The sequence below is a fragment of the Apibacter sp. B2966 genome (assembly GCF_011082485.1).
Lineage (GTDB): Bacteria > Bacteroidota > Bacteroidia > Flavobacteriales > Weeksellaceae > Apibacter.
The window spans coordinates 531041-555191 of sequence record NZ_CP049714.1 but is presented as its reverse complement, the minus strand read 5'-3'; the positions used below and the strand labels follow the sequence as shown (position 1 = coordinate 555191).

Here is a 24151-nt window from a genome sequence, read left to right as displayed (position 1 = left end):
AAAATTAAAAGAATGGCAGAAAATAATATGAAGTCCTTAGACGACATAGTTTTTGAACATAAAAATAAAGACTATGGAGCCTATTGGATAAGAAATACAGAAAGAAAATATCTGACAAGAGCATTTATTATAGGAACGGCTATCTTTATTGCATTCGTTTTGTTATTATATTTTTATAACAGATGGCAAGCTAACAGTGGAGAAGTACAAAAGGCGGTAAATATTGAATTAACGGATATACAAACTCCTGAAGAAGAAAAAGAAGAAATCTTTGAACCTAAAGATGAACCGCCACCGCCACCACCCGTGCAGCAAGATGAAGTAGCTCAAGTAAAAATGGTTATCCCTGAACCTAAAAAGGTTGTGGTTAAAGAAGAAACCGTTCCTAAAGTTCAAGATACCAAAGACAAGGCAATTGGATTAGAAGATAAAGAGGGAAAAAATACAACAGATGCAGCCATATCTCATGGACCTAAAAATGATGTACCTCCGGCACCACCACCGCCAATCCCTCCAGCAGATCCTAACAAAGTATTTACTCAAGTAGATCAAGAAGCCGAATTTAAAGGAGGAGGATTGAAAGAAGTAAGTAAATTTATTGCCCGTTATATGGAATATACAGATCGAGCAATAGATAATGGAACTGAAGGGAAAATAACCGTACGTTTCGTGGTAGAAAAAGACGGTAGCGTAACCGATGTTCAGGTTGCCGGTAAAAAATTGGGTGACGGGTTAGATGAAGTAGCTATTGCAGCTATTAAGAAAACCAGTAAAATGTGGACTCCGGCCAAAGTAAATAATCAACCGGTAAGATCTTATTTTAGAGTACCCGTAGCATTCAGATTGCCACAATAATTTTATAATTATTTACAATAATAGTAAAACTATCTCTTTTAGAAAGAGATAGTTTTTTTGTTTTTATAGACAATTATATACGGATGAAATAAATTATTTAGATGCATTCTAAAAGAACGAAAGGTGATATAAGTCATAACACACAGGGTTAGACGTTTTTTAAATTTGTATTCCAAAATTAAACATTAAAGTATTATGACAAGATTTTACTCTTCCTCCATAGGAAGAAAGTTTATGATGGCTTTAACAGGCTTTTTTCTCATGATTTTTTTACTGGTGCATTTAGGAATAAATTTAACTCTATTTGCAGGTAATACAGATAATGAAGGAAAATTATTGCCTAAAGAAGAAGTGATTTTTAATCAGGCGTCACATTTTATGGCAACTAATCCCTTAATCCAGATCATGCAATATGTACTGGCTTTTGGCTTTATCTATCACATCTTCTTAGGAATTATATTAACCTCCAGAAATCAAAAAGCAAGAGGAAAAGAACGTTATGCCGTAAATCAGTTTTCAGCAAACACTCCTTTTAATTCAAGAACTATGATTTATACAGGGTTGTTAATTTTAATATTTTTATTATTACACCTTTATAATTATTTTGTTCCCATTAAATTCGGTACGGTAGGAGATGATTATTTATTAGTGACAGAATTATTTAAAAGTCCGGTATATACCTTAATATACGTCTTGGCTTTTATATTTTTAGGATTGCATTTAAGTCACGGATTTGCATCTTCTTTCCAGTCAGTTGGATTTAATCATAAAATTTATACTCCTGTTATTAAAATACTGGGAAAAGCATATTTTATATTTATCGCAGTTGGATTTGCCGCAATTGCAATTTATTTTTACTTCAAAGGCAATGGTTTAATTTAAATTATTTTAAGAAAATACTATTATGGGTATAAAATTAGAATCAAAAATACCGGAAGGAGATATCCATGAAAAATGGAAAAATCATAAAGATCATATGCGTTTGGTTGCGCCCAATAACCGAGGAAAAATAGATATAATTGTAATAGGTACAGGATTAGCGGGAGGTGCAGCAGCAGCATCGTTAGCAGAGATGGGGTATAATGTAAAAGCTTTCTGTTATCAAGATTCCCCGCGACGTGCGCACTCCATTGCAGCTCAAGGAGGGATCAATGCAGCTAAAAATTATCAAAATGATGGCGACAGCGTTTACAGATTATTTTATGATACAATTAAAGGAGGAGATTACAGAGCGAGAGAAGCAAACGTATACAGACTAGCTGAAGTTTCCAATTCAATCATAGACCAGTGTGTGGCACAAGGAGTACCTTTTGCACGAGAATACGGAGGACTATTAGATAACCGATCATTCGGGGGTACACAGGTACAAAGAACCTTTTATGCAGCAGGACAAACCGGACAGCAACTATTATTAGGCGCTTATTCCGCAATGAACAGACAAATAGGTAAAGGGCGTTTACAAATGTTTAATAGACATGAAATGCTCGATCTGGTTGTGGTTGATGGAAAAGCTCGTGGAATAATAGCCAGAGATCTGGTTACCGGAGAAATACAAAGACACTCTGCTCACGCGGTTGTTATTGGATCGGGAGGATACGGAAATGTATTTTTCTTATCTACCAACGCCATGGGATCCAATGGAACAGCAGTTTGGAAAATACATAAAAAAGGGGCAGCCTTTGGTAATCCTTGTTTTACACAAATTCACCCGACTTGTATTCCGGTACATGGTGATCAACAATCTAAATTAACCCTAATGTCAGAATCTTTAAGAAATGACGGAAGAATTTGGGTACCTAAAAAAATTGAAGATTCACAAGCTATACGTGCAGGAAAATTGAAACCAACAGAGATAGCTGAAGAAGACAGGGATTACTATTTGGAAAGAAGATATCCGGCATTTGGAAATTTAGTTCCAAGAGATGTGGCTTCACGTGCGGCAAAAGAACGATGTGATGCAGGATACGGAATCGAAAATAATGCTACCGGAGAAGGAGTTTATTTGGATTTTTCTTCATCTTTTGTAAAATACGGTAAAGAAAAAGCAAATGAGCTGGATATTCACAATCCATCACAAGAAGAAATTATTAAATTAGGAAAAAAAGTAGTTGAAGAAAAATATGGAAACTTATTTACCATGTATGAAAAAATTACGGGTGATAATCCATACGAAACTCCAATGAAAATATATCCTGCAGTGCACTATACTATGGGAGGAATTTGGGTTGATTATAACCTAATGAGTACCATTCCGGGTTGTTTTGTAACGGGTGAAGCTAATTTCTCTGATCATGGAGCTAACCGCTTAGGAGCGTCAGCCTTAATGCAAGGGTTAGCCGATGGGTATTTTGTTTTGCCGTACACTATTGCTGACTATTTAGCCGATGATATACGTACCGGACCGATATCAACAGACTTACCGGAATTCGTAGAAGCTGAAAAACAAGTCAAAGATAGAATTCAACATTTTCTAACCAATAAAGGAACTAAAACCGTTGATTATTTTCATAAAAAATTAGGTCGTGTCATGTGGAACAAAGTAGGTATGGCTCGGGATGAAAAAGGATTGAAAGAAGCAATCTCTGAAATAGAAGAAATCAGAAAAGAATTTTGGAGAGATGTTAAAGTACCGGGTTCCGATAATACAATTAATATGGAACTTGAAAAAGCGGGTAGAGTGGCAGATTTCCTAGAATTAGGTCAATTGATGGCCATGGATGCATTAAATAGAAATGAATCATGCGGAGGACATTTCCGAATTGAATACCAAACAGAAGACGGTGAAACGCTGCGTAATGATGAAGAATATTCTTATGTAGCCGTTTGGGAGTATAATGGTGAAGATTTAAATAAAGAAATTCTGCATAAGGAAGATCTAAATTACAAATACATTAAAATAGCAGCAAGAAATTATAAATAACCTGTAAATAAAAATAAAAAAATGGCAGGAAAATTATTAAACCTAACACTAAAAGTTTGGAAACAAGCAGGTAGGGGACAAAAAGGAAAATTTGAAGAATATAAATTAGAAGGAGTATCTACTGAAAGTTCATTTTTAGAAATGTTAGATATGCTAAATGAGCAATTAGTAGAACAAGATAAAGAACCCGTTGCATTCGATCATGATTGTCGTGAAGGAATATGCGGAATGTGTTCACTATATATAAATGGAAGGGCTCATGGTCCGGATAGAGGAATAACCACTTGTCAATTACACATGAGAATGTTTAATGATGGAGACACTATTGTTATTGAACCTTGGAGATCAGCAGCTTTTCCTGTAATTAAGGATCTAATTGTTGATAGAACTGCATTTGACAGAATTCAACATGCCGGAGGATTTGTTTCTGTGAATACTTCAGGAAATACAATTGATGCTAATGCAATACCAATTGAAAAAGAAAAAGCAGATAAAGCATTTGCTGCAGCCGCTTGCATTGGTTGTGGAGCTTGTGTGGCTACTTGTAAAAATGGATCAGCCATGTTGTTTGTTTCTGCTAAAGTTTCTCAATATGCATTATTACCTCAAGGTAAAATAGAAGCTACCCGCAGGGTATTAAATATGGTTAGAAAAATGGATGAAGAAGGATTTGGTAACTGTACCAATACAGGTGCTTGTGAGGTTGAGTGTCCTAAAGGAATTTCTCTTGAAAATATAGCCAGAATGAACAGAGAATTTCTACATGCCAGTATTGTAAATGATATTAAGGCAGAATAATTGTCAAATATTTTTAAGTATAATTAACAGTTCGAAGCGTACGTTTCGAACTGTTTTTTTATTTTATAATCTCATCTACTATATTAACATTGTGTATCAGTATTACTAATAAGAAAACTATTTATCCCAAAAAAAAATTAAAGATATTTTACAAGCTTAATTGATCCGTAAACGTTAATAATCTTTCATAATTATTATAATTCAGAATTACCTTTGGTAAAATTTCAAATTAAGACAAACATATTATATTTCCTTATAGTATGTTTTCCTTCTTTTATGATTAATAGGATTATAATCCTTCCATAATAATTGAATACTTTTATTATCTGCTAATTCAGGATTAGTTTCCAAATATTTAACACCTTTATTGTTAAATAAATCAAAGAATTCTTTCAATACAATAGCAGTAATTCCTTTCTTTTGATAATCGGGATGGATGCCTATTAAATAAAAATTAGCCCATTCATTATTTTTGGAAGCTCTAAGCAAATGATACCATCCGAAGGGAAATAATTTCCCTTTCGCTTTTTGTAATGCTACGGAATAGGAAGGCATGGTTATGGCAAAACCCACTAAATTATTACTTTCATCTGCAATACAGATGACATAATCCTTATTTATAAATGGAATGTATTTTTCCTTATAATATTGTATTTGCTTATCTGAAAAGGGAACATAAGTAGGTAAAACCTTGTAGGTATCTTCTAATAATTTAAAAATTTCATCCGCTCGCTCAATTAATTCATCTTTCGTTTTAAACTGTAAAGATTTTAGTTTATATTTTTGCTTTAATAAATCGGAGAACCGAATAACTTTATCCGGTAATTCTTTAACTACTTCAATGTAAAATTCAACCCATTCATTAGCTTCAGTAAAACCTAATTTTTTAAAATGATCATGATAATAAGGAAAATTATAAATACCAATCATAGTTGCTAATTTATCATATCCTTTACTTAAAAATCCCGCCTTATCAAGGTTAGTAAAACCAACTGGTCCTTCAACTCGTTGAATACCCTTTTCCTCAGCCATTTCATAAGCTTTATCTAAAAGTCTTTTGGTAACTTCAAGATCATCTATAACATCAAACCAACCAAATCGTAGTTTCTTTATTCCGGAAAATTTTTCCTCATTTTTATTGATAATCAAAGCAATTCTTCCAACGATTTCATTATCCCTGTAGGCAAGAAATTTTTTACATGTTGAAAATTCAAAAACAGGATTTTTAGTTTCGTCGAAAATTGCCATTTCTTCAGAAATTAGCGCCGGTACATAATAAGGATTATTCTTATAGAGTTTAGTTGGAAATGTTACAAAATTTTTTAAATCTGATTTCGTGACAACCTCGTTAATACTAATTTTGTTCATGTACTGTTAGATTTACAAGTCTTTTTGGTTTTACAACTAAAAAGTTATAATTTTAGCAAATATACTTAGTATAAATTAATTTTAAAATTTACAAGAATAATAAGTCTATAAAGAATTTAAACAATCATGGTAAACGATCCCATTTATTTATTAATAACAGCAATTATTTTCATAGTAAGTACGATTGTTCAAGGACAATTAAAATCAAAATTTGAAAAATACTCCAAAACAAGGTTATCTAATGGGTTGAGCGGAAAAGAAATTGCAGAAAAGATGTTACGAGATAATGGAATAACCGATGTTAAAGTTACATCAACTCCCGGAATGTTAACAGATCATTACAATCCGGTAAATAAAACCGTTAATTTATCTGAAGGTGTTTATAACCAGCGGTCTACAGCCGCAGCAGCGGTTGCTGCTCATGAATGCGGACATGCCGTACAGCATGCCGTTGGATATTCCATGTTACAATTACGTTCCCAACTAGTTCCCATAGTTAGTATTAGTTCTAAATTTCTACAATGGGTATTATTAGCAGGGTTAGCTATTATGGTATTTTCCGGAAATACGATTGTATTAGGAGTTGGAATAGGTTTATTTGCCATAACTACCCTTTTTGCATTTATCACCTTACCGGTAGAATATGATGCCAGTAACAGAGCATTAAAGTGGTTAGAAAATAATCATGTCGTTCAACCCGGTGAATATGATGAATGTAAAGATGCTTTGAAATGGGCAGCAAGAACTTATTTAGTATCAGCTGCCGGGTCTTTAGCTCAATTAATTTATTTTGTCATGATATTTTTAGGAAATAATCGAAGAAATGACTAACTAATAAGCCAATCATAACGAGTTATGAATTTTATAAATCCTATATATTACGGAGTCGAAGGAATCAAAGAAATCAATAAGTATATTCAAAGCAATCAACCTTCCAAAATAGTTTTTTTGGTGGATGAAAATACGCATGAGCTATGCTACCCGAAAATTATTACTGAAATTGAAAGTTCTGCTGAAATTGAAATTTTGGAAATTGATTCAGGAGAACATAATAAAAATTTATATATATGTATAAATTTATGGGAGGCTTTAACAGAACTCAAAATAGATAGAAAAGCCTTACTGATAAATGTTGGAGGGGGAGTACTTACGGATATGGGAGGATTTGTAGCAAACTGTTACAAGAGAGGAATTCCTTTCATAAATATTCCAACCACACTTTTAGCAATGGTGGATGCCTCCATTGGAGGAAAAACGGGCGTTGATTTAGGCAGTCATAAAAATCAAATAGGTAACTTTGTTTTACCTCAATTAGTCCATGTAGATGTTGGTTTCCTTACTACACTTCCTACCGAGCAAATTTTAAGCGGTTTTGCAGAAATTATTAAGCACGGACTAATTGCAGATAAAAAATACTGGGAAGAAATAATTCGCTTAGATGATCGAAATCCGAATTATTTAGAACCATTGATAAAAACCAGTATTGAAATTAAAAAGAAAGTAGTTTCAAATGATTTTACCGAATCAGGATTAAGGAAAATATTAAATTTTGGTCATACCGTAGGTCATGCAGTAGAAAGTTTCTTTTTAGAAAATAACACCCCTATTTTGCATGGAGAAGGGGTAGCCATGGGAATGATTGTAGAAAGTTATATTTCCATGAAAAAAGGCTTTCTTTCTTATCCCGAATACGAAGAGATTAAGCTATATATTTCCTCCTTGTATCCTAAATTAAATCTGAAGAAAGACTATTTTGATGATATTTTTTCATTCATGCAAAACGATAAAAAAAATGTGAACCGGGAAATTAAATTTGTTTTATTGGAAAAAATAGGACAAGCAGTTTATGATATTTCTGTGGAAAAAGAACTTATTAAAGAGGCAATTTATTTATATATAGAGTAAGAAGGTTGAATATGGTTTAATTAACCAATTGAGAAAATATAATGAAATTAGCTAACTCTAATAGGTATCACTTTTTTCAATCCATATATGTAGATTTCATTTTGCAAAACCAATAAAAATCTATATATTTGCACTTCGAAAAAAATAATTAAAAAATTTTGATCTATGAATCATTACGAAACTGTTTTCATTTTAACTCCCGTTCTGTCTGATTCTCAGGTAGAGGAAGCAGTTAAATCATTTGAGGCTTTACTCAAAGAAAACAATGCAACTATTGTAAACCAGGAAAACTGGGGATTAAAAAAATTAGCATATCCAATTCAACTTAAAAGAAATGGATTTTACAATCTGATTGAGTTTCAAGCTCCCGGAGAAATTGTTAATACATTAGAATTAGCATTCAAGAGAGATGAAAGAGTATTAAGATTCTTAACTGTGAAATTAGACAAGCACGGGGTAGAATGGGCTAGAAAAAGAGAAGAAAAAGTTAAATCATTAAAAAAATAAGACATGGCAATTGATGAATTAGCAAAACAGGCAGCAGGAGGAAATGTCAGTGAAGTAAAATTCTTAAGTCAATTAGATATTGAGACTAAGACAGAAAAAAAATATTGCCGTTTTAAAAAATACGGTATAAAATACGTTGATTATAAAGATCCTGATTTCTTATTGAAATTTGTAAATGAGCAAGGTAAAATCCTTCCAAGAAGACTTACCGGAACATCTTTAAAATTTCAAAGAAAAGTATCTCAAGCAATTAAAAGAGCAAGACATTTAGCATTATTGCCATATGTTGGAGATCAATTAAAACCTTAATTTAAAGAAAAAAAGAGATCATGGAAGTAATTCTTAAACAAGACGTTGAAAATTTAGGACTAGAGTTTGACGTGGTTAGCGTAAAACCGGGTTATGCTCGTAACTTTTTAATACCTAAAGGATTTGCTTTATTAGCAACTCCTAAAAATAAAGCAGCATTAGAAGCTACTTTAAAAGAAAGAGAAGCAGAAGAAGCAGCTCAAGTTAAAGCAGCTAACGATATCGTTGCAAAATTAAAAGAAGTAGTAGTTTCTATTCCTGCAAAAGTAGGTGCCGGAGATAAATTGTTCGGTTCTATTAACAATTCTGACTTAGCAGAAGCATTAGCAAAAGCCGGAGTTAATGTAGATAAAAAATACATCAAAATTCCTGGAAATACTATTAAAAGATTAGGAAAATATACAGCAAAAATTCGTTTACACAGAACCGTTGAATATGACTATTCATTTGATGTAGTTTCCGATGGAGTTGCTGCAGAAGAATAATATACTTGTAAAAAGTAAATACAATAAAAAAACTGTCAGTTTAACTGACAGTTTTTTTATTGCTTAAATTCTTGGCTTATTTTATTTCTTATCTTATCTTTGATAAGAAAAATTATTTAAATATGAAAGTAGCAGATGTTGCAGAACTTTTAAAACAACTGGCGCCTGAGTCCAATGCAGAAAACTTTGATAATGTTGGTTTATTAGTTGGAGACCTTCAAGCTGAAATATCAAGCATTTTAATAACCCTGGATTGTTTAGATGAAGTAGTAGACGAAGCAATTCAAAAAAATTGCAATATGATTGTTACCTTTCATCCCATAATTTTTTCGGGTATGAAATCAATTACCGGTAAAAATTACGTTGAAAAAGCAGTTATTAAATCCATCAAAAATGATATAGCAATCTATGCCATTCATACGAATTTAGATATAGCTAAAGAAGGTGTTAATTATGAAATATGTAAGCGTTTACATATTAAAAACAGTAAACCGTTAATTCCTAAAATTAGAAGCATTAAAAAGCTGCAAACATTTGTTCCTTTGACACATTTTACCCAAGTGCAACAAGCATTATTTAAATCCGGGGCAGGAGAAGTAGGGAATTATAAAAATTGCAGTTTTAGAGTTGAAGGAACCGGCACATTTTTACCAACAGAAAATTCTAATCCTTTTATTGGCAAAAAAAACGTAATTGAAGAAGTACAAGAGGTATTGATTAGTGTAATATTTGAGGATTTTAAACAAGCAACCGTTTTAGAAGCATTACGAAAATCTCATCCTTACGAAGAAATTGCTTATGAAATTTTCACTTTAGATAATGTAAATCAAGAATTAGGAATGGGTAGAATAGGAGAATTGGAAACCTCATTATCTCAAGAACAATTCTTATCATATCTTAAAGAAAATTTGCCTACCTCATGTATTCGCCATACCAATTTAAAAAATAAACAAGTCAAAAAGGTAGCAGTTCTAGGGGGAGCGGGTAGCTTTGCTATAAAAAATGCGTTAAATGCCGGAGCAGATGTTTTTGTGACGGCAGACATAAAATATCATGAATTTTTCCAAGCAGAAGGAAAAATTCTTCTGGCAGATATCGGACATTATGAAAGCGAGCAGTTCACTAAAAATTTATTGCATAATTATTTACGTGAAAAATTAAATAATATCGATATTTTACTCTCTGAAATAAATACAAATCCGATAAACTATTACTTTAAATAATAGTTGATTTTTATAACTCCTTTTTATAAAATTGTGACTATTAATTTAGATCTATCATAAAATATTATATTACAGGATTAATCAACTATACTGTAAATAATAGATGCTAAAAGACTAATTTTTTTCCTTAAGCATATTTTTAATATAAAGTAACTATATTAAATAATAAATTAATAATTTAACTAACCAATGAATGTTCGTTAAGCAAATACCTCATGCTATTGAAACATATTATAAAATTTAGTAACTTTGTAAACTTTAATAAGATATAAAAACATAAATTCCAAAAATAATTATAATCAACCCTATGATAAAGAAAAAAGCAGATAATACTACTGTTGAAGAAAAGTTGAGAGCATTATATGATTTACAAATCATAGATTCCCGCCTGGATGAATTGAGAAACTTAAGAGGAGAATTACCTATTGAAGTGGAAGATTTAGAAAACGATATAGCCGGATTGGAGAAACGAATAGGGAAAATGGAAGATGAAGTAGTTCATCTGAATAATGAGATTAAAGTAAAAAATGAATTAAACAAAAATTCAGAAGCTCAAATAAAAAAATATAAAGTACAACAAGATAATGTACGTAACAATCGTGAATTTGAAGCATTAACAAAAGAAATTGAGTATCAAGAATTGGAAATTCAATTACAAAATAAAAAAATAAAAGAAATTAATGCTAAAATTGAGTTTAAAAAAACTCAGATAGAAGAACAACGTACCAAATTATCTAATTTCCAAGAACATCTTAAATTTAAAAATTCCGAATTGTCCAATTTGATAAAAGAAACTGAAAAAGAAGAAAATTTCTTATTGGAAAAATCGGAAGAATTTGCTTCTAAAATTGACGAAAGATTATTAAATAGCTATCGTCGTATTAGAAAAAGTTCTAAAAACGGTTTAGCTATAACCAGCATTGATCGTGGTGCTGTAGTAGGATCATTCTTTACCGTTCCTCCTCAAAAACAAGTTGAAATTGCTTCCAGAAAAAAAATTATTTTAGACGAACACAGCGGAAAGATTCTTGTTGATGAATATTTAGCAGGAGAAGAACAACAAAAAATGAAAGACTTATTAAAATAAGATACCAATATCTTTTAAATAAAAAGGCCTATTTCAATTGAAATAGGCCTTTTTTTATTTTAGATAAAATTTTAATTGAAAGAGTTTAAAAATGTAAAGAAAATAATTTTTTAAACGTAATATAGTGGATATTTACACATTAAATCTTATTTTATATTTTATTTATAAAATATATTGGTCTATTATTTGACAATAATTAAATATTATAAAAAAATAAAATAGGTTTTAAAATATTTTTATAGATTTGTTTATCGCAATAATAGGATAGCAAAGATTTATTTAAGATTCTCTTTCATAAATCAACTACAATCCAAAAATAGTCATGAAAAAGAAAATAAATGAACTTATTGATCGATTAGAACTTCATCCAATCTGTTTACCTATAAATAAAAAAGAATTAGAGCAGGTAGTAAAAATACTATTTTCCAAAATGTTTCCGGTCTGTGAGAGAAAAAATCGACGTAAAATAGAGCAAGAGCTTATAACCGTTTATAATATCTTATTGGAAAATATTTCCAAAATTATCAATACTAAGGCCGCAGAATCAATAGTAAATACTTTTTTTGATAAAATTCCTTCGATTCAGGAAGCATTATATAAGGATGCAAATGCCTTTTATAAGAATGATCCGGCAGCAGATTCATTGGAAGAAGTCGTATTAGCATATCCCGGTTTTTTTGCGTTGGCAGCTTATCGTATTGCCCATGAATTTCATAGGTTGGAGGTTCCTATAATACCTCGTATCTTTTCTGAATATGCACATGCTAAAGTAGGTATAGATATACATCCCGGAGCACAAATAGGAGAGAGTTTTTTTTTAGATCATGGTACGGGAACAGTCATTGGAGAAACAACCATTATCGGAAACAACGTTAAAATATACCAGGGAGTAACTTTAGGAGCTTTGTATGTAACCAAGAATCTGTCTAAAGTTAAAAGACATCCTACCGTTGAAGATAATGTAGTGATTTATGCAGGAGCTACCATTTTAGGAGGAGATACAGTTATAGGCCATGATTCAATTATTGGAGGTAATGTATGGATAACAAAATCCATACTTCCCTACACATTGGTGTATTATTCTTCGGAAATGAAAATTAAAACCGTGAAGGATTTCAAAGAACCTATTAATTACGTAATTTAAAACATATAATAACCATAAAATTTCAAAAGCATATCGTCATGAAAATAAATAGTATTTTAGAAGCCATAGGAAATACTCCCCATGTGAGATTACCCAAAATATTTCCTGATCATGAAGTATATATTAAATTGGAAAAACAAAACCCCGGAGGAAGCATCAAGGACAGAATTGCTTTGGCAATGATAGAAGATGCTGAAAAAAGAGGAATTCTTAAACCCGGTGGAACCATTATAGAACCGACTTCGGGAAATACAGGAGTGGGATTAGCATGGGTTGGAACGGTTAAAGGGTATAAGGTTATATTAGTTATGCCGGAATCCATGTCTATTGAACGCAGAAGACTTGCAGCCGCTTATGGCGCTGAATTGGTATTGACTCCCAGAGAAAAAGGAATGAAAGGAGCTATTGAAAAAGCGGAAGAGTTACAAAAAAATACTCCAAATTCATTTGTTCCTCAGCAATTTAAAAATCAAGCCAATCCTAAAATACATGCACAAACAACCGCTAAAGAAATTGTTCAGGATTTTCCGGATGGAATAGATATTCTAATTACCGGAGTGGGAACCGGAGGACATATAACCGGAGTAGGCGAAGTATTAAAACAAAAATTTCCTTCTGTAAAAATCTTTGCAGTAGAACCTACTGAATCTCCTGTTATTGCAGGAGGAAATCCGGGACCTCATGCAATTCAAGGAATTGGTGCAGGATTTATACCGGAAACTTTAGATACAAAAATTCTTGACGGTTCCATACAAATTACAAAAGATGAAGCGTTTAATTATGCAAAGCTTTTAGCTAAAAAAGAAGGAATTTTAGGTGGTATATCTACCGGAGCTTCTTTGGCTGCTGTTGCTAAAAAAATACAAGAATTGAATCTTCCTTCAAATGCTAAAATTTTAACATTCAATTACGATACCGGAGAAAGATATTTTTCTGTAGAAGGTTTATTTTAAAACCTTTTAATCAAAAATATAAAAGCAAAAAAAATTCCGATAAATACTTATCGGAATTTTTATTTAAATTTTTTATTTTTCTAAAAATTCTTTAATCTTTTGAATTTTATTTTGAGCATGGCTCAGTTTGCTTTCAAATTCATCTTTAGAAGATAACGTATCTTGCACGGAGAAATAGAATTTAATTTTCGGTTCAGTTCCTGAAGGTCGACAAGCTAATTTAGTTCCTTTATCTGTAAAGAAAATTAATACATTTGATTTTGGAATATCAATTGGTGTTTTTTCACCAGTAATCAAATTTAAAGAAGTGGAAGATTGATAATCATCTAGTTTAACAATTTTTTCACCTACTAATTCTTTAGGAGGATTACTTCTAAATTCTTCCATCATTTTAGCGATTTGTTCTGCTCCATCTTTACCTTTTTTAACGATTGAAACCAATTCTTCATAATAGTATCCTACTTTGGTGTATATTTCAATCAGTTTATCAAATAAAGTTTTACCTTCATTTTTAGCTTCCTGAGCCGCTTCACAAGCAACTAAAATTGATGAAATGGAATCTTTATCACGAACATAGTCACTTGGCATAAAACCAAAACTTTCCTCACCGCCGCAAATAAATTTTTCTTTACCTTCAGCTTTTCTAATCAAATCGGCAATCCATTTAAAACCGGTTAAGCCTACTTTACATTCTACACCATAATATTTAGCTAAAGGAAAAAATATGTCAGAAGTAACAATAGTTGAACCGATAAATTGTTTACCGTCTATTTTACCGTTTTCTTTCCATTTTCCTAAAATATAATCAGTAATAACCGTGTTGGTTTGATTCCCGTTTAAAAGTACTAATTTACCGTCTAAACCGCGTACGGCTACTCCTAAACGGTCTGCATCGGGGTCGGTACCGAATACGATATCAGCATTTTGTTCTTCGGCATATTTTAAAGCTAACGATAAAGCTTCCGGTTCTTCCGGATTTGGGGATTTTACAGTAGGAAAATCTCCATCGGGATTTTTTTGTTCCGGTACAATAAATACATTTTCAAAACCTGCTTCGGCCAAAGCATCAGGCAATATTTTTATGGAAGTTCCGTGTAAGGAAGTATAAACAATTTTTAAGTCTTTTTTACCTTTTAAATAGGAAGTATTTTCAACTGCGGCATGGATAAATTTTTGATCTTCTTCTTCCCCTAAATAGGTAATTTTGGAATCATCACCGTCAAATTTAATATCGGCAAAATCAACCGAACGAACCTCTTTTATAATAGCAGAATCATGAGGAGGAACAATTTGAGCTCCGTCATTCCAATATACTTTATAACCGTTATATTCCGGTGGATTATGAGAAGCTGTCAATACAATCCCTGCATCGCATTTTAGATTACGCACGGTGAAGGACAGTTCCGGTGTGGGACGAAATTCTTTATATAAATAAACATATATACCATTGGCAGTAAGAACATCAGCTACCAATTTAGCAAACGTGTCGCTGTTATGTCTCACGTCAAAAGCTATGGCTACTGTAATTTTTTTATCAGGAAATTGCTGATGCAGGTAGTTAGCCAAACCTTGGGTTGCTTGACCATAGGTATATTTATTCAACCGATTTGTACCTATACCCATAATTCCACGCATTCCTCCCGTTCCAAATTCGAGGTTTTTATAAAAAGCATCATCCAATTCTTTTGGATTAGAATTAATTAAGTTTTGTACAGCCTTTTGAGTTTCTTCATCAAAAGGAGGTTGTAACCATGTTTTTGCAATTTCTAATGAATTCATATAATAATAATGTTAATTTTATAATTATTTAAAATTGATAACCGCGAGATCTTTTTGTTGAATGTTCTTAGCGGGATTACCAATTACTGTTATTTTCGTATTGTCAGATATTCTTCCAACCAATTTGCTTTTTACATTAATTTCTGCAGTAGCAACATCGGAAAGCTCAACATTTGCTTCAGATACTTCTAAAAACGGCGCAGTAAAGTCACTTGTATCACTGGCAGTTAAATGTAATGTATTACTAGTCCCTTTTAAATTTATCTTGGAAACATCGCTCACATTTACATTTAATTCATCGGTAATCACTGTGTTGGCTATAAGTTTAGAAACATCATTTAAATTAATGGATAATTTTGAAACTCGTAATTGAGAGTTTATGTCAACATTAACAAGATCATGGATGTCAAATGTTTCGATCTGAGGATTGTAAACATATACATTATAGAGGTCAGGATCTTTAACGTTATCGATTTCAGAGATAGTTAATTTTCCGTTGGAATCATCAATTTTTAAATTATCGATTAAGTTTTTATAAGATTCTATTACAATTCTCGGATTATTGCTGTCATATAAATAGATCAATCTATAGGAGCCATTGGCTAAAATTTCTTTTACGGGACTAATCTTTAGTTCTTTGGTGGTTACTTCTCCTTCTCCTTTAATAGAACGAGAACAAGAAAGTAAAACGATAGATAGTATACATAAAATGCTATAATGTACTAATAATTTTTTCATGTTAATTAATATTTAGATATTGTGAAACCGTATAATCATCTTTTTTTCCTCGTTTTAATTGTACGATTAATTCTCCTAAAAATCCGGCAATAAATAACAAAGTACCTAAAATCATCATAGTTAAAGCTATGTAAAACAAAGGATCATTAGTAACCAGTTGAGCAGGAATTTTTTTCCATACTTTTATCAATTTATTGATGCCTATCCAAGCGGAGGATATAAAACCGATAATAAACATTAAAGTACCAATAAAACCAAAAAAATGCATAGGTCTTGTTCCAAAGGTGGACATAAACCAAACGGTAATTAAATCTAAAAATCCGCGTACGAATCGATTGGCACCAAATTTTGATTTTCCATATAGTCGCGCTTGATGAGGTACTTCCTTTTCAGTTATTTTAGTAAATCCCTCATTTTTCGCTAATACAGGTATGTAACGATGCATATCGCCGTGTACGTCGATGGCTTTAGCTACTTCATTTCTATAAGCTTTTAACCCATTATTAAAATCATGCAATTTGACCCCTGAAGTTATTTGAGCGGCTTTATTAAATAATTTAGAAGGAAGGTTTTTTGTTAGAACATTGTCGTATCTTTTCTTCTTCCAACCGGAAACCAGGTCAAATCCATCTTCAACAATCATTTTCCTAAGTGCAGGAATTTCTTCGGGAAAATCTTGTAAATCGGCATCCATAGTTATGATTACTTCTCCTTTCACTACTTTAAAAGCAGCATTTAAAGCTTGAGATTTTCCGTAATTTTTAGCAAATTTAATACCTTTTACTTCCGCATATTGTTGGCTGAATTCTGAAATAATTTTCCAGGATAAGTCGGTGCTTCCATCATCTACGAAAATGATTTCATAAGTATAGTTTTCTTTTTCACATACGGCTTGTATGCGATTCAATAATTCTTGCAATGATTCTGCTTCATTGAGCAGGGGAATGACTATAGATAGTTGCATTAGGTTTTCTGGTTCTAAAAAATATTGACAAAAGTACGGATATTATAAAGTAAAAAAAGTATAGTACACTTAAAATAATGCAGGAATTTTTGATCGTGAAAAAAGATTCCTTTTCAGTTATTCTTGTTTGAATATTGTTTACGTATTCCTTATATTTTAACGTAATTTCTTCAGTTGGGTGTTCAATGGATGCATATTCGGAAGTAAGATTTTCCAACATTTTATTTAATCCTTGATTTTGCAAAAGTTGTTGCGCATCTTGATCTATATAATTGAAAAATAAAGCTATAAAAAGGAAGGAAAGAGTACCTCCTATAAACATCGTCGTAAATGAATATTGTAAACACGTTAGAAAAGAAAGTTTTTCATAATTAGTCAGTTTATATAGCAAAAGAATCGATGCTAACGTATAAAGAGCAGGAAGAACAAAAAAATTTACCTGAATACTAATTATATAATAATTAAATCCTATAAAATAAAAATATACAGCAAAAAATAAAATAAGAGTAATTGCTGCCAATAATAATCCGTAATGCGTAGGTTTATTTTTCATATCGATATGAAAGCAAATTTAACGTTTTTTGCCATAATCGAAAAAATATCCTTTATTTATGCTTATAAATCGATTAGATTCCAAAGAATAAAAAATATACACCTGCAGAAACTTTTCAATGAAATTTTTTAAAAATTAAAACAGGTGTAATAAAAAATAATTAGCCGGATTGAAAAAAAGTGGTTTTTATCGTGTTAACGGATAATATTTATCATGGATGTATTTATCAATCCAAGAGTAAAAATTAATTAATTCTTTAGTATTAATTTTACCCTCATTTCTCCATTCATTAAGAAGTACGCCCGATTGTTCCAATATTTCATTTTCAAGCGATATAAGTTTAGGATAAACCGATACTAAAGTAGGAACATGAATATAATCTGATCCTTCTCCTTTTTGTATGGGAAATAATTTCTTTTTTATTGTAGTGGCCCATTCATCCATTGATGTCGAATTGTTTGAATCAGCAATTAAAACTTTGGGAAATATTTGATTGGAATTTAACCATAAAGGAATGCTAACAGAGCCCAGCGAAGAACCTAAAATAGTCCAGGCAGTAGTAAGTAAAGGCGTTTCATTAGGTTTAACTCCTTGAATAACTACCACGGATGCAGTATAATAACGAGGTATAAAATCTCTGAAAGCTGAAAATTGCTCAGGATATTTGGTCAAGTCAACTTTGGTCAAACCATGAACTAAAGATCTGGAAACATTTTGTAAAAAGTATTTCGGAGTAAGAGAATTAGTAAGAGAGGCCGAATATAACAATTCCTGTGCGCGAAGGAATCTACTATATCCTTTACCATCTTCAGGTTTGCCTGAAAAAGAATAATTCGTACGTATCAGATATCCAAAGGGTGCCACATCAGGATTATTAGCGTCGTATTTAACAAATCCCTGATTTCCTGTTTCATAATAAGCAGCACCACCGTGTGCGTCAATAACTCCGAAATTGGAACTTAAGCGCAAGGGCTTAGGAAGATGAGAAAGTAAGTTTTCAAAATCTTCAAGAGTGGAACAAGTTTCCAGTGCAAGTCTCATTATTTCTCCATCTTGTCTTTGATCCTCTTTCAATTCAGGATAATTGAGGTTATAGCTGTCAGAATTCATGATGGCAAATCCCGCACTATTATGTCCGTTCAGTATATTTTTATTTTCTTTATCCTCGGGGTTAGTCATTCCTATAAAAGAATATTTTCCACGATTGGAATAAACCATTCGACTATGTAGGGTGGTCGTGTCCCTGTTTTTATATAATAAAGGTCTTCCGTCAGGAGTGGCTTTACCGGATATCACGGCAGTAGTACAGCCGGATCCTATTGCCATTGAAAAAATTAAAATAGTTATAAGAAAATATTCTTTCATAGGTAAGATTTTAATTTATTAATTTTTCAATACTTTGTATAAGATCTTCTTCATCGATCAATCCTACTTTTTCCCATTGCGTTTTTTGGTTTTTATAAGCTATTAATTTTGGAAAACCATCTTTAATATAGGGTTTAGCTAAATTTTTATTTTCATCGCTGTTAATTTTGATAATTTTCACTTTGTTTTTATATTTTTCAGCTAAATTTTTAAACATAGGTTCCATTTTCAAACAAGGTCCGCACCACGGAGCATAAAAATCAATTAAAACTATGCGATCGGAAGAAATCATTTTTTTAAATTCTTCTTTAGATATTTTGTCTTCGGCTTCACCTACCACCGGTAGATTTTCAGTTTTCCAAGCATTGATTCCCCCTTTAAGGTCGTATAGATGAGTAAACCCTAATTTTTTTAGAGAGTCAACCGTTGAAGCGGAACGTTTTCCTGATCTACAATAGATCATGTATGTTTTAGAAGGGTCCAGCTTACGAATTTTATCACTAAAAGAAGCATTTCTGAAATCTAAGTCGATAGCATTTTTGATATGTCCGGTTTCGAATTCTTCAGGTGTGCGGACATCAATCAATATACTATTTGAATTTTTTAATTTTTGTAAAAAATCTTTGGGCTCTAAAACCGAATTCACTTGTGCGGATATATACCATCCGAAAAGTAAGTTAATGGTTAAAATAATTTTTTTCATGGTTTTATTATAATTATAGATTAAAATTTAATCGAGTAAAAATATAACGACCATTAAAACCAAATTGACTGACATATCGAGAATAAACGAATTGTCCTTGATTACTATTGGCTTTTTTGGCTACTTTTTCGGGGTAGCAATTAAACAAATTATTTGCTCCTACGGTAAGTTTTAAAAAATCAGTTAATTTATAGGCTATAGAAGCATCCGTAATCCATCTTGGATTATAGTATTGTTGATTTGAAAGTATATTAGAAGGTTCCGTTACGCCTCCAAAATAATTATTTCGTAAAAATAAGTTCCATTTTTGGATAGCGTAAGTAAGTGAGATGTTAAATTTTTGATTAGGAATTACATTTTCTAAATACACTTTACTGGAGTTGCTGAAATATATATCTTTTTTATCTTTTAATAAACGGGAAGTATGAATCGAACCCACTTGTTGTGTATAGGAGATCGTTCCGGCTAAATCTATAAACAGTTTTCCATTTCCTAAAAGAGTATTATAGGAGAGGACAGCATCTATACCTTTAGTTTCCGTGTCAACAGCATTGGCAAAAAATCGAGCTTTTTGAGCTCCTGCTTGTTGCAATATTTGATAGATTTCTTTTTCTGAAGAGGAACCGTTGGGATCTCCGCTAAACAAATCGGTATATACAATTTTATCATTAATTCGAGTAAAATAGCCGTCAAGGCTGAAATGGAATCTTCCAACCTTAGCCGAAAGTCCCGCACTCAAACTCCTGGATTTTTCCGGTTTGAGTTTGGGTATACCCAGAAGTTGAGCTACTTTACTGTCATTCGTAAAAGTTCCTACCTCATACATATTTCCGTTTACATATGAAGTCCCCGTACTGGAATAGTAACGTTGTTGTAAGGAAGGAGCACGAAATCCGGTACTTCCCGAACCTCTGAAATTAAAAGAATTGGAAATTTTGTAACGAAGAGCTATTTTACCGTTAACGGTCGATCCGAAATCATTGTAATATTCATATCTTCCGGCCAAGTCCACCAGGAAGGATTGGTTGAAATTGATTTCAACATCTGTATAAGCGGCCAGAGAGTTTCTTTGAGAGTCCGTTGCATTTTGCGGAGAAAATCCTGCATTTCCTTGTGCTCCTCCCGGTATCGGTGTTTTACCGTCCGGTCCGAACTTCATAGGTATAGTACCATTACTATCGGGTACGAGTGAAATACTGCCATCGGGATTGACTATTTCTCTGCCCATAGCATAATTGGCATAAGAAGCTTCTTCGCCGGCAATAATTTGGTATCTTTCATATCTGTATTCACCTCCCCATGCTATTCCTACGTCGGAAAGCCAATTAAATTTTTTTGACATATCTACATTGACCACGTTTTGTGTAAATTGTAATTTTCCCCCACGGAAGGAGGTTGGAGACAGTTCGCCTAAAGAAGCATTTAACGTGTTTTTCGCTTTATTAGTAAATGTGTTTTGTCCGAAAGTATTGCTTACTTCCATTTTCCACCCGATGAACATTCCTTTTATCCCGAGAGTGGCAGATTTGTCATAAATGCTTACTTCTGCTTGGGGTCTAAAACCTAAGGGGTATATGGAAGGTACATTATTTTCAGAATTTGGATATCTGTAAAATTGAGAAGCAGTGCTGTTTCTATATCCGAAAATTCCAAAAGAATATACTTCCGTTTGAGTATTTAAGGGTAAAGAGGCATTAAAAGCAACTTGCCCGTTTAATGCTTTAGATTGGCCAATAATTAAACTATAATCGCGACGATTGGTATGCGTGGTTTCTAAAAATTCATCGGTTTTATCTACAGGAGCACCCGAAGTATACTCTTTATAAATACTACCTTGATACATTCCGCCTCTGTTTGTCGGGTTTCTTCGGTCGAATGTTGCCGAAAAGTTGATATATCCTCCTTTTTCACTCAATGGAATACCATAATTTAAACCCACCTGTACAGCTTCTCCGTCTTTGGAAGTTTTACCTTGAGCGCTATTTTTACTTATATATTCTCCGCCTGTAATTGTTGCACTAAATCTATTAATAGAAGTTTTTAGGATAATGTTAATCACTCCCGCTACGGCATCACTCCCGTATTGAGCAGCAGCTGCGTCTCTCAATATTTCGATTCGATCAATTGATGAAACGGGAATTGAATTTAAGTCTGTACCAACTGTACCCTTACCAAAAGTTCCGTTGACATTTAATAAAGCAGAATTATATCTACGTTTGCCGTTTACTAAAACTAACACCTGATCAGGAGTTAAACCTCGTAAGGATATGGGATCTGTCATATCCGTTCCGCCTCCTAAGGATTGAGTGGTAGAGGTAAAAGAAGGTGCTACATAATTTAATATTTGATTGACACTAACTTGTGCTCCGGTTTCTGCTATTTTTTTAACATCAATAATATCCACAGGAGTAGGGGATTCCAATAATGTTCTAGGTTTAGAGCGTGTACCCGTTACCACAACATTCTCAATCGTAAATGTTTTTATGGTAAAATCTACAATTTTTTGTTTTTCATTATTGATAGGTATTATTTCCGAAATTTCATCATGATCGGGCGTGGTAATAATAAATTTATATTTACCGTTCGGAAGGGTGATTTCATACTTTCCATGAGCATCGGTTGATGTTTCCATACCTATTTCTTCCACATTAATTTGTGCTCCTTTTATTTTTTCTTTTTTATCATTTTGTACCGTTCCTTTAACAAGGGTTTGAGCAGATAGAAACGAATAAAAGATACTAATAATCGCTACCAAAGTCTTACTAGTTAATTTTTTTTTCATGAAAAATTAAAATAATTACTACACTAAAAATATTTCCTACTTAACAGGTAGGAATAATGTCAAATGTAAAAAATTTATTTTATATTATTATATCTTTATAATTAAAATTTTATATTATTTTATTATTATTAATATATATAACTGATAATCAGTATAATAAAATTATTTAGAAATACTATTATTTATTTAAATAATTTAAGTTTAAATATTTGTAATAAATATAATTATAGTATGTATTTATGTTAATATTAAATATTTAAATAATTTTATTCTTTTATTTAAACTGATATCCATCCTGAAAAAATGAGTATAATAAATGAGTTGAAGATTTTATATTCTTTTTTTATATCTGATGATACGAAATTTTTAAAGTAAACGAATGTTTACGGTTTCGCTTTATTAATAATTTGAGAGAGTAATAAAAGTATCTGATTTGTGAAATCTGTGGTAACGATTTTTTATATACTATTTTTTTTAATTACTTAGAGGTAATGGTTGTGATACTTAGGAAGAAATATTTAATCCTTACCAGGTTTCAATAACTAAAGGAAGAACTTTATGGAATCAAGTTTGGTGTATATATAAAAAATTCAAGAAAAAAGAATACTGTATTTAAATAAAAAATCCGGTTACGAACTAACCGGATTGATTTATAAAAAAAGATTTTTTTATTTAGCTTTCACAAGTTCAACTTTGAAAATAAGCCAAGCATTCGGAGGAATAACTCCACCACCGGCACCTTGAGCACCATAACCTAAAGAAGGTGGAATTAAAAAGGTAGCTTTATCGCCTTCATTTAATAATGAAATACCTTCTTCCCAACCTTTAATTACCATTCCTTTGCCCAAAGGAAATTCAATAGGTTCATTTCTTGCAAAGGAAGAATCAAATACACTTCCATTAGCTAAAGATCCTTCATAATGAACGGAAACAGTATCACCCGATTTTGCTTTTGCTCCTGAGCCTTTTTCATTAATTTTATAAAATAATCCACTAGGCGTTTCAGTCATATCGGCTTTTAATTCATCCAATTTGGCTGCAATCTGTTTTTGTTTTTCCTCAAGATATTTTTTATTTCTTTCGGAAATCAAATCTTTATTGTCTTTAAAAAATTGTGCAGCATCATAATTTTTATATTCATCCCCTTTGGTAATTATAGAAACTTTTTCCATAATTACAGGATCAATCGGTTTATCTTGAGCTCCCGTTTTAACACTAGCAATGACGTTAACGGTTTCTAAACCTTTAATAACTTCTCCAAAAATAGTATGTCGTCCATCCAACCACGGGGTAGGAACTTCTGTTATAAAAAACTGGCTTCCGTTGGTATTAGGACCGGAATTAGCCATTGATAAAATTCCTGTTCCGGTATGCTTTAAATCATTTTTCTCGTCTTCAAATCTGTATCCCGGGCCTCCCATTCCTGTTCCCTGAGGATCTCCGGTTTGAATCATAAAATCTTTAATGACTCTGTGAAATATAATACCGTCATAGAAGGGTTCTCCCGGTTTTTTGGCATCATTTGGAATTTTACCTTCTGCCAATCCTATAAAGTTAGCGACAGTTACCGGAGATTCATGATCAAAAAATTTAACCAACATATCTCCTTTATTGGTTTTAATATTTGCATATAAACCGCTTTGCAGCCCGTCATACGTTTGTTTGTCTATTTCCAATGTTTTACAATTTATAAAGGTTAGTATTAATAAACAA

22 protein-coding genes are annotated in these 24151 nt (G+C 32.0%); 13 read left to right on the top strand and 9 right to left on the bottom strand.

The features are described 5' to 3' along the window. Window positions 1-12: 12 nt before the first annotated feature. The 4 genes from G8C43_RS02355 (at window position 13) to G8C43_RS02340 (ending at window position 4573) form a co-directional block, all read left to right on the top strand. A complete protein-coding gene (locus G8C43_RS02355; protein WP_160543223.1) occupies window positions 13-855 on the top strand; it encodes an energy transducer TonB in 843 nt (280 codons plus the stop codon). A 195-nt stretch (window positions 856-1050) separates the two neighbouring features. Continuing rightward, a complete protein-coding gene (locus G8C43_RS02350; protein ID WP_160543224.1) occupies window positions 1051-1737 on the top strand; it encodes a succinate dehydrogenase cytochrome b subunit in 687 nt (228 codons plus the stop codon). Window positions 1738-1759: 22 nt separating this feature from the next. Next, window positions 1760-3775 (top strand): fumarate reductase/succinate dehydrogenase flavoprotein subunit, encoded by a 2016-nt coding sequence (locus G8C43_RS02345; RefSeq protein WP_160543225.1) that lies wholly within the window; start codon window positions 1760-1762, stop codon window positions 3773-3775. Window positions 3776-3796: 21 nt separating this feature from the next. Next, entirely contained in the window at window positions 3797-4573 is a 777-nt protein-coding gene (locus G8C43_RS02340) for a succinate dehydrogenase/fumarate reductase iron-sulfur subunit (protein ID WP_105297739.1), read from the top strand. 243 nt (window positions 4574-4816) lie between these two features. Here the strand turns inward: G8C43_RS02340 and G8C43_RS02335 are convergent, their stop codons facing one another. Next, window positions 4817-5941 (bottom strand): GNAT family N-acetyltransferase, encoded by a 1125-nt coding sequence (locus G8C43_RS02335; RefSeq protein WP_160566317.1) that lies wholly within the window; start codon window positions 5939-5941, stop codon window positions 4817-4819. Window positions 5942-6067: 126 nt separating this feature from the next. On the opposite strand from G8C43_RS02335, the gene G8C43_RS02330 reads away from it, so the two are divergent. The 9 genes from G8C43_RS02330 (at window position 6068) to cysK (ending at window position 13554) form a co-directional block, all read left to right on the top strand. Then, a complete protein-coding gene (locus G8C43_RS02330; protein WP_105297737.1) occupies window positions 6068-6772 on the top strand; it encodes a zinc metallopeptidase in 705 nt (234 codons plus the stop codon). Between the two features lie 24 nt (window positions 6773-6796). Continuing rightward, entirely contained in the window at window positions 6797-7846 is a 1050-nt protein-coding gene (gene aroB, locus G8C43_RS02325; protein WP_166003866.1) for a 3-dehydroquinate synthase, read from the top strand. A gap of 165 nt (window positions 7847-8011) precedes the next feature. Continuing rightward, window positions 8012-8353, top strand: coding sequence for a 30S ribosomal protein S6 (gene rpsF / locus G8C43_RS02320; RefSeq protein ID WP_105297735.1), 342 nt, complete (start codon window positions 8012-8014; stop codon window positions 8351-8353). 3 nt (window positions 8354-8356) lie between these two features. After that, window positions 8357-8662 (top strand): 30S ribosomal protein S18, encoded by a 306-nt coding sequence (gene rpsR, locus G8C43_RS02315; RefSeq protein ID WP_055425972.1) that lies wholly within the window; start codon window positions 8357-8359, stop codon window positions 8660-8662. A gap of 20 nt (window positions 8663-8682) precedes the next feature. After that, complete coding sequence (rplI, locus tag G8C43_RS02310) at window positions 8683-9147, top strand: 50S ribosomal protein L9 (RefSeq protein WP_105297734.1); 465 nt, start codon at window positions 8683-8685, stop codon at window positions 9145-9147. Between the two features lie 122 nt (window positions 9148-9269). Then, on the top strand, window positions 9270-10370 hold the full coding sequence (locus tag G8C43_RS02305; RefSeq protein ID WP_166003863.1) for a Nif3-like dinuclear metal center hexameric protein: 1101 nt from the start codon (window positions 9270-9272) through the stop codon (window positions 10368-10370). Window positions 10371-10680: 310 nt separating this feature from the next. After that, on the top strand, window positions 10681-11457 hold the full coding sequence (locus tag G8C43_RS02300) for a zinc ribbon domain-containing protein (RefSeq protein ID WP_105298147.1): 777 nt from the start codon (window positions 10681-10683) through the stop codon (window positions 11455-11457). Between the two features lie 322 nt (window positions 11458-11779). Beyond that, window positions 11780-12601 (top strand): serine O-acetyltransferase EpsC, encoded by an 822-nt coding sequence (gene epsC / locus G8C43_RS02295; protein WP_166003858.1) that lies wholly within the window; start codon window positions 11780-11782, stop codon window positions 12599-12601. A 38-nt stretch (window positions 12602-12639) separates the two neighbouring features. Then, on the top strand, window positions 12640-13554 hold the full coding sequence (cysK, locus tag G8C43_RS02290; protein WP_166003856.1) for a cysteine synthase A: 915 nt from the start codon (window positions 12640-12642) through the stop codon (window positions 13552-13554). Window positions 13555-13626: 72 nt separating this feature from the next. Here the strand turns inward: cysK and G8C43_RS02285 are convergent, their stop codons facing one another. The 8 genes from G8C43_RS02285 to G8C43_RS02250 form a co-directional block, all read right to left on the bottom strand. After that, window positions 13627-15333 (bottom strand): phospho-sugar mutase, encoded by a 1707-nt coding sequence (locus tag G8C43_RS02285; protein ID WP_166003854.1) that lies wholly within the window; start codon window positions 15331-15333, stop codon window positions 13627-13629. A gap of 24 nt (window positions 15334-15357) precedes the next feature. Beyond that, window positions 15358-16071, bottom strand: coding sequence for a GIN domain-containing protein (locus G8C43_RS02280; protein ID WP_166003852.1), 714 nt, complete (start codon window positions 16069-16071; stop codon window positions 15358-15360). A 1-nt stretch (window position 16072) separates the two neighbouring features. After that, window positions 16073-17035 (bottom strand): glycosyltransferase family 2 protein, encoded by a 963-nt coding sequence (locus G8C43_RS02275; protein ID WP_160543233.1) that lies wholly within the window; start codon window positions 17033-17035, stop codon window positions 16073-16075. Further along, the gene (locus G8C43_RS02270) at window positions 17001-17588 is read right to left on the bottom strand and encodes a DUF4199 family protein (RefSeq protein ID WP_166003850.1); all 588 of its coding nucleotides are present in this window, start codon (window positions 17586-17588) and stop codon (window positions 17001-17003) included. The genes G8C43_RS02275 and G8C43_RS02270 overlap by 35 nt, the downstream gene beginning before the upstream one ends. Before the next feature lie 186 nt (window positions 17589-17774). Continuing rightward, window positions 17775-18953 carry a carcinine hydrolase/isopenicillin-N N-acyltransferase family protein gene (locus tag G8C43_RS02265; RefSeq protein WP_166003848.1) on the bottom strand — a complete coding sequence of 393 codons (1179 nt, stop codon included), beginning with the start codon at window positions 18951-18953 and terminating at the stop codon, window positions 17775-17777. A 10-nt stretch (window positions 18954-18963) separates the two neighbouring features. Continuing rightward, window positions 18964-19656, bottom strand: a complete 693-nt coding sequence (locus G8C43_RS02260; protein WP_166003847.1) for a thioredoxin domain-containing protein — start codon at window positions 19654-19656, stop codon at window positions 18964-18966. A gap of 13 nt (window positions 19657-19669) precedes the next feature. After that, a complete protein-coding gene (locus G8C43_RS02255) occupies window positions 19670-22438 on the bottom strand; it encodes a TonB-dependent receptor (protein WP_166003845.1) in 2769 nt (922 codons plus the stop codon). Window positions 22439-23106: 668 nt separating this feature from the next. After that, window positions 23107-24114 (bottom strand): peptidylprolyl isomerase, encoded by a 1008-nt coding sequence (locus G8C43_RS02250; RefSeq protein ID WP_255410611.1) that lies wholly within the window; start codon window positions 24112-24114, stop codon window positions 23107-23109. Window positions 24115-24151 lie beyond the last annotated feature (37 nt).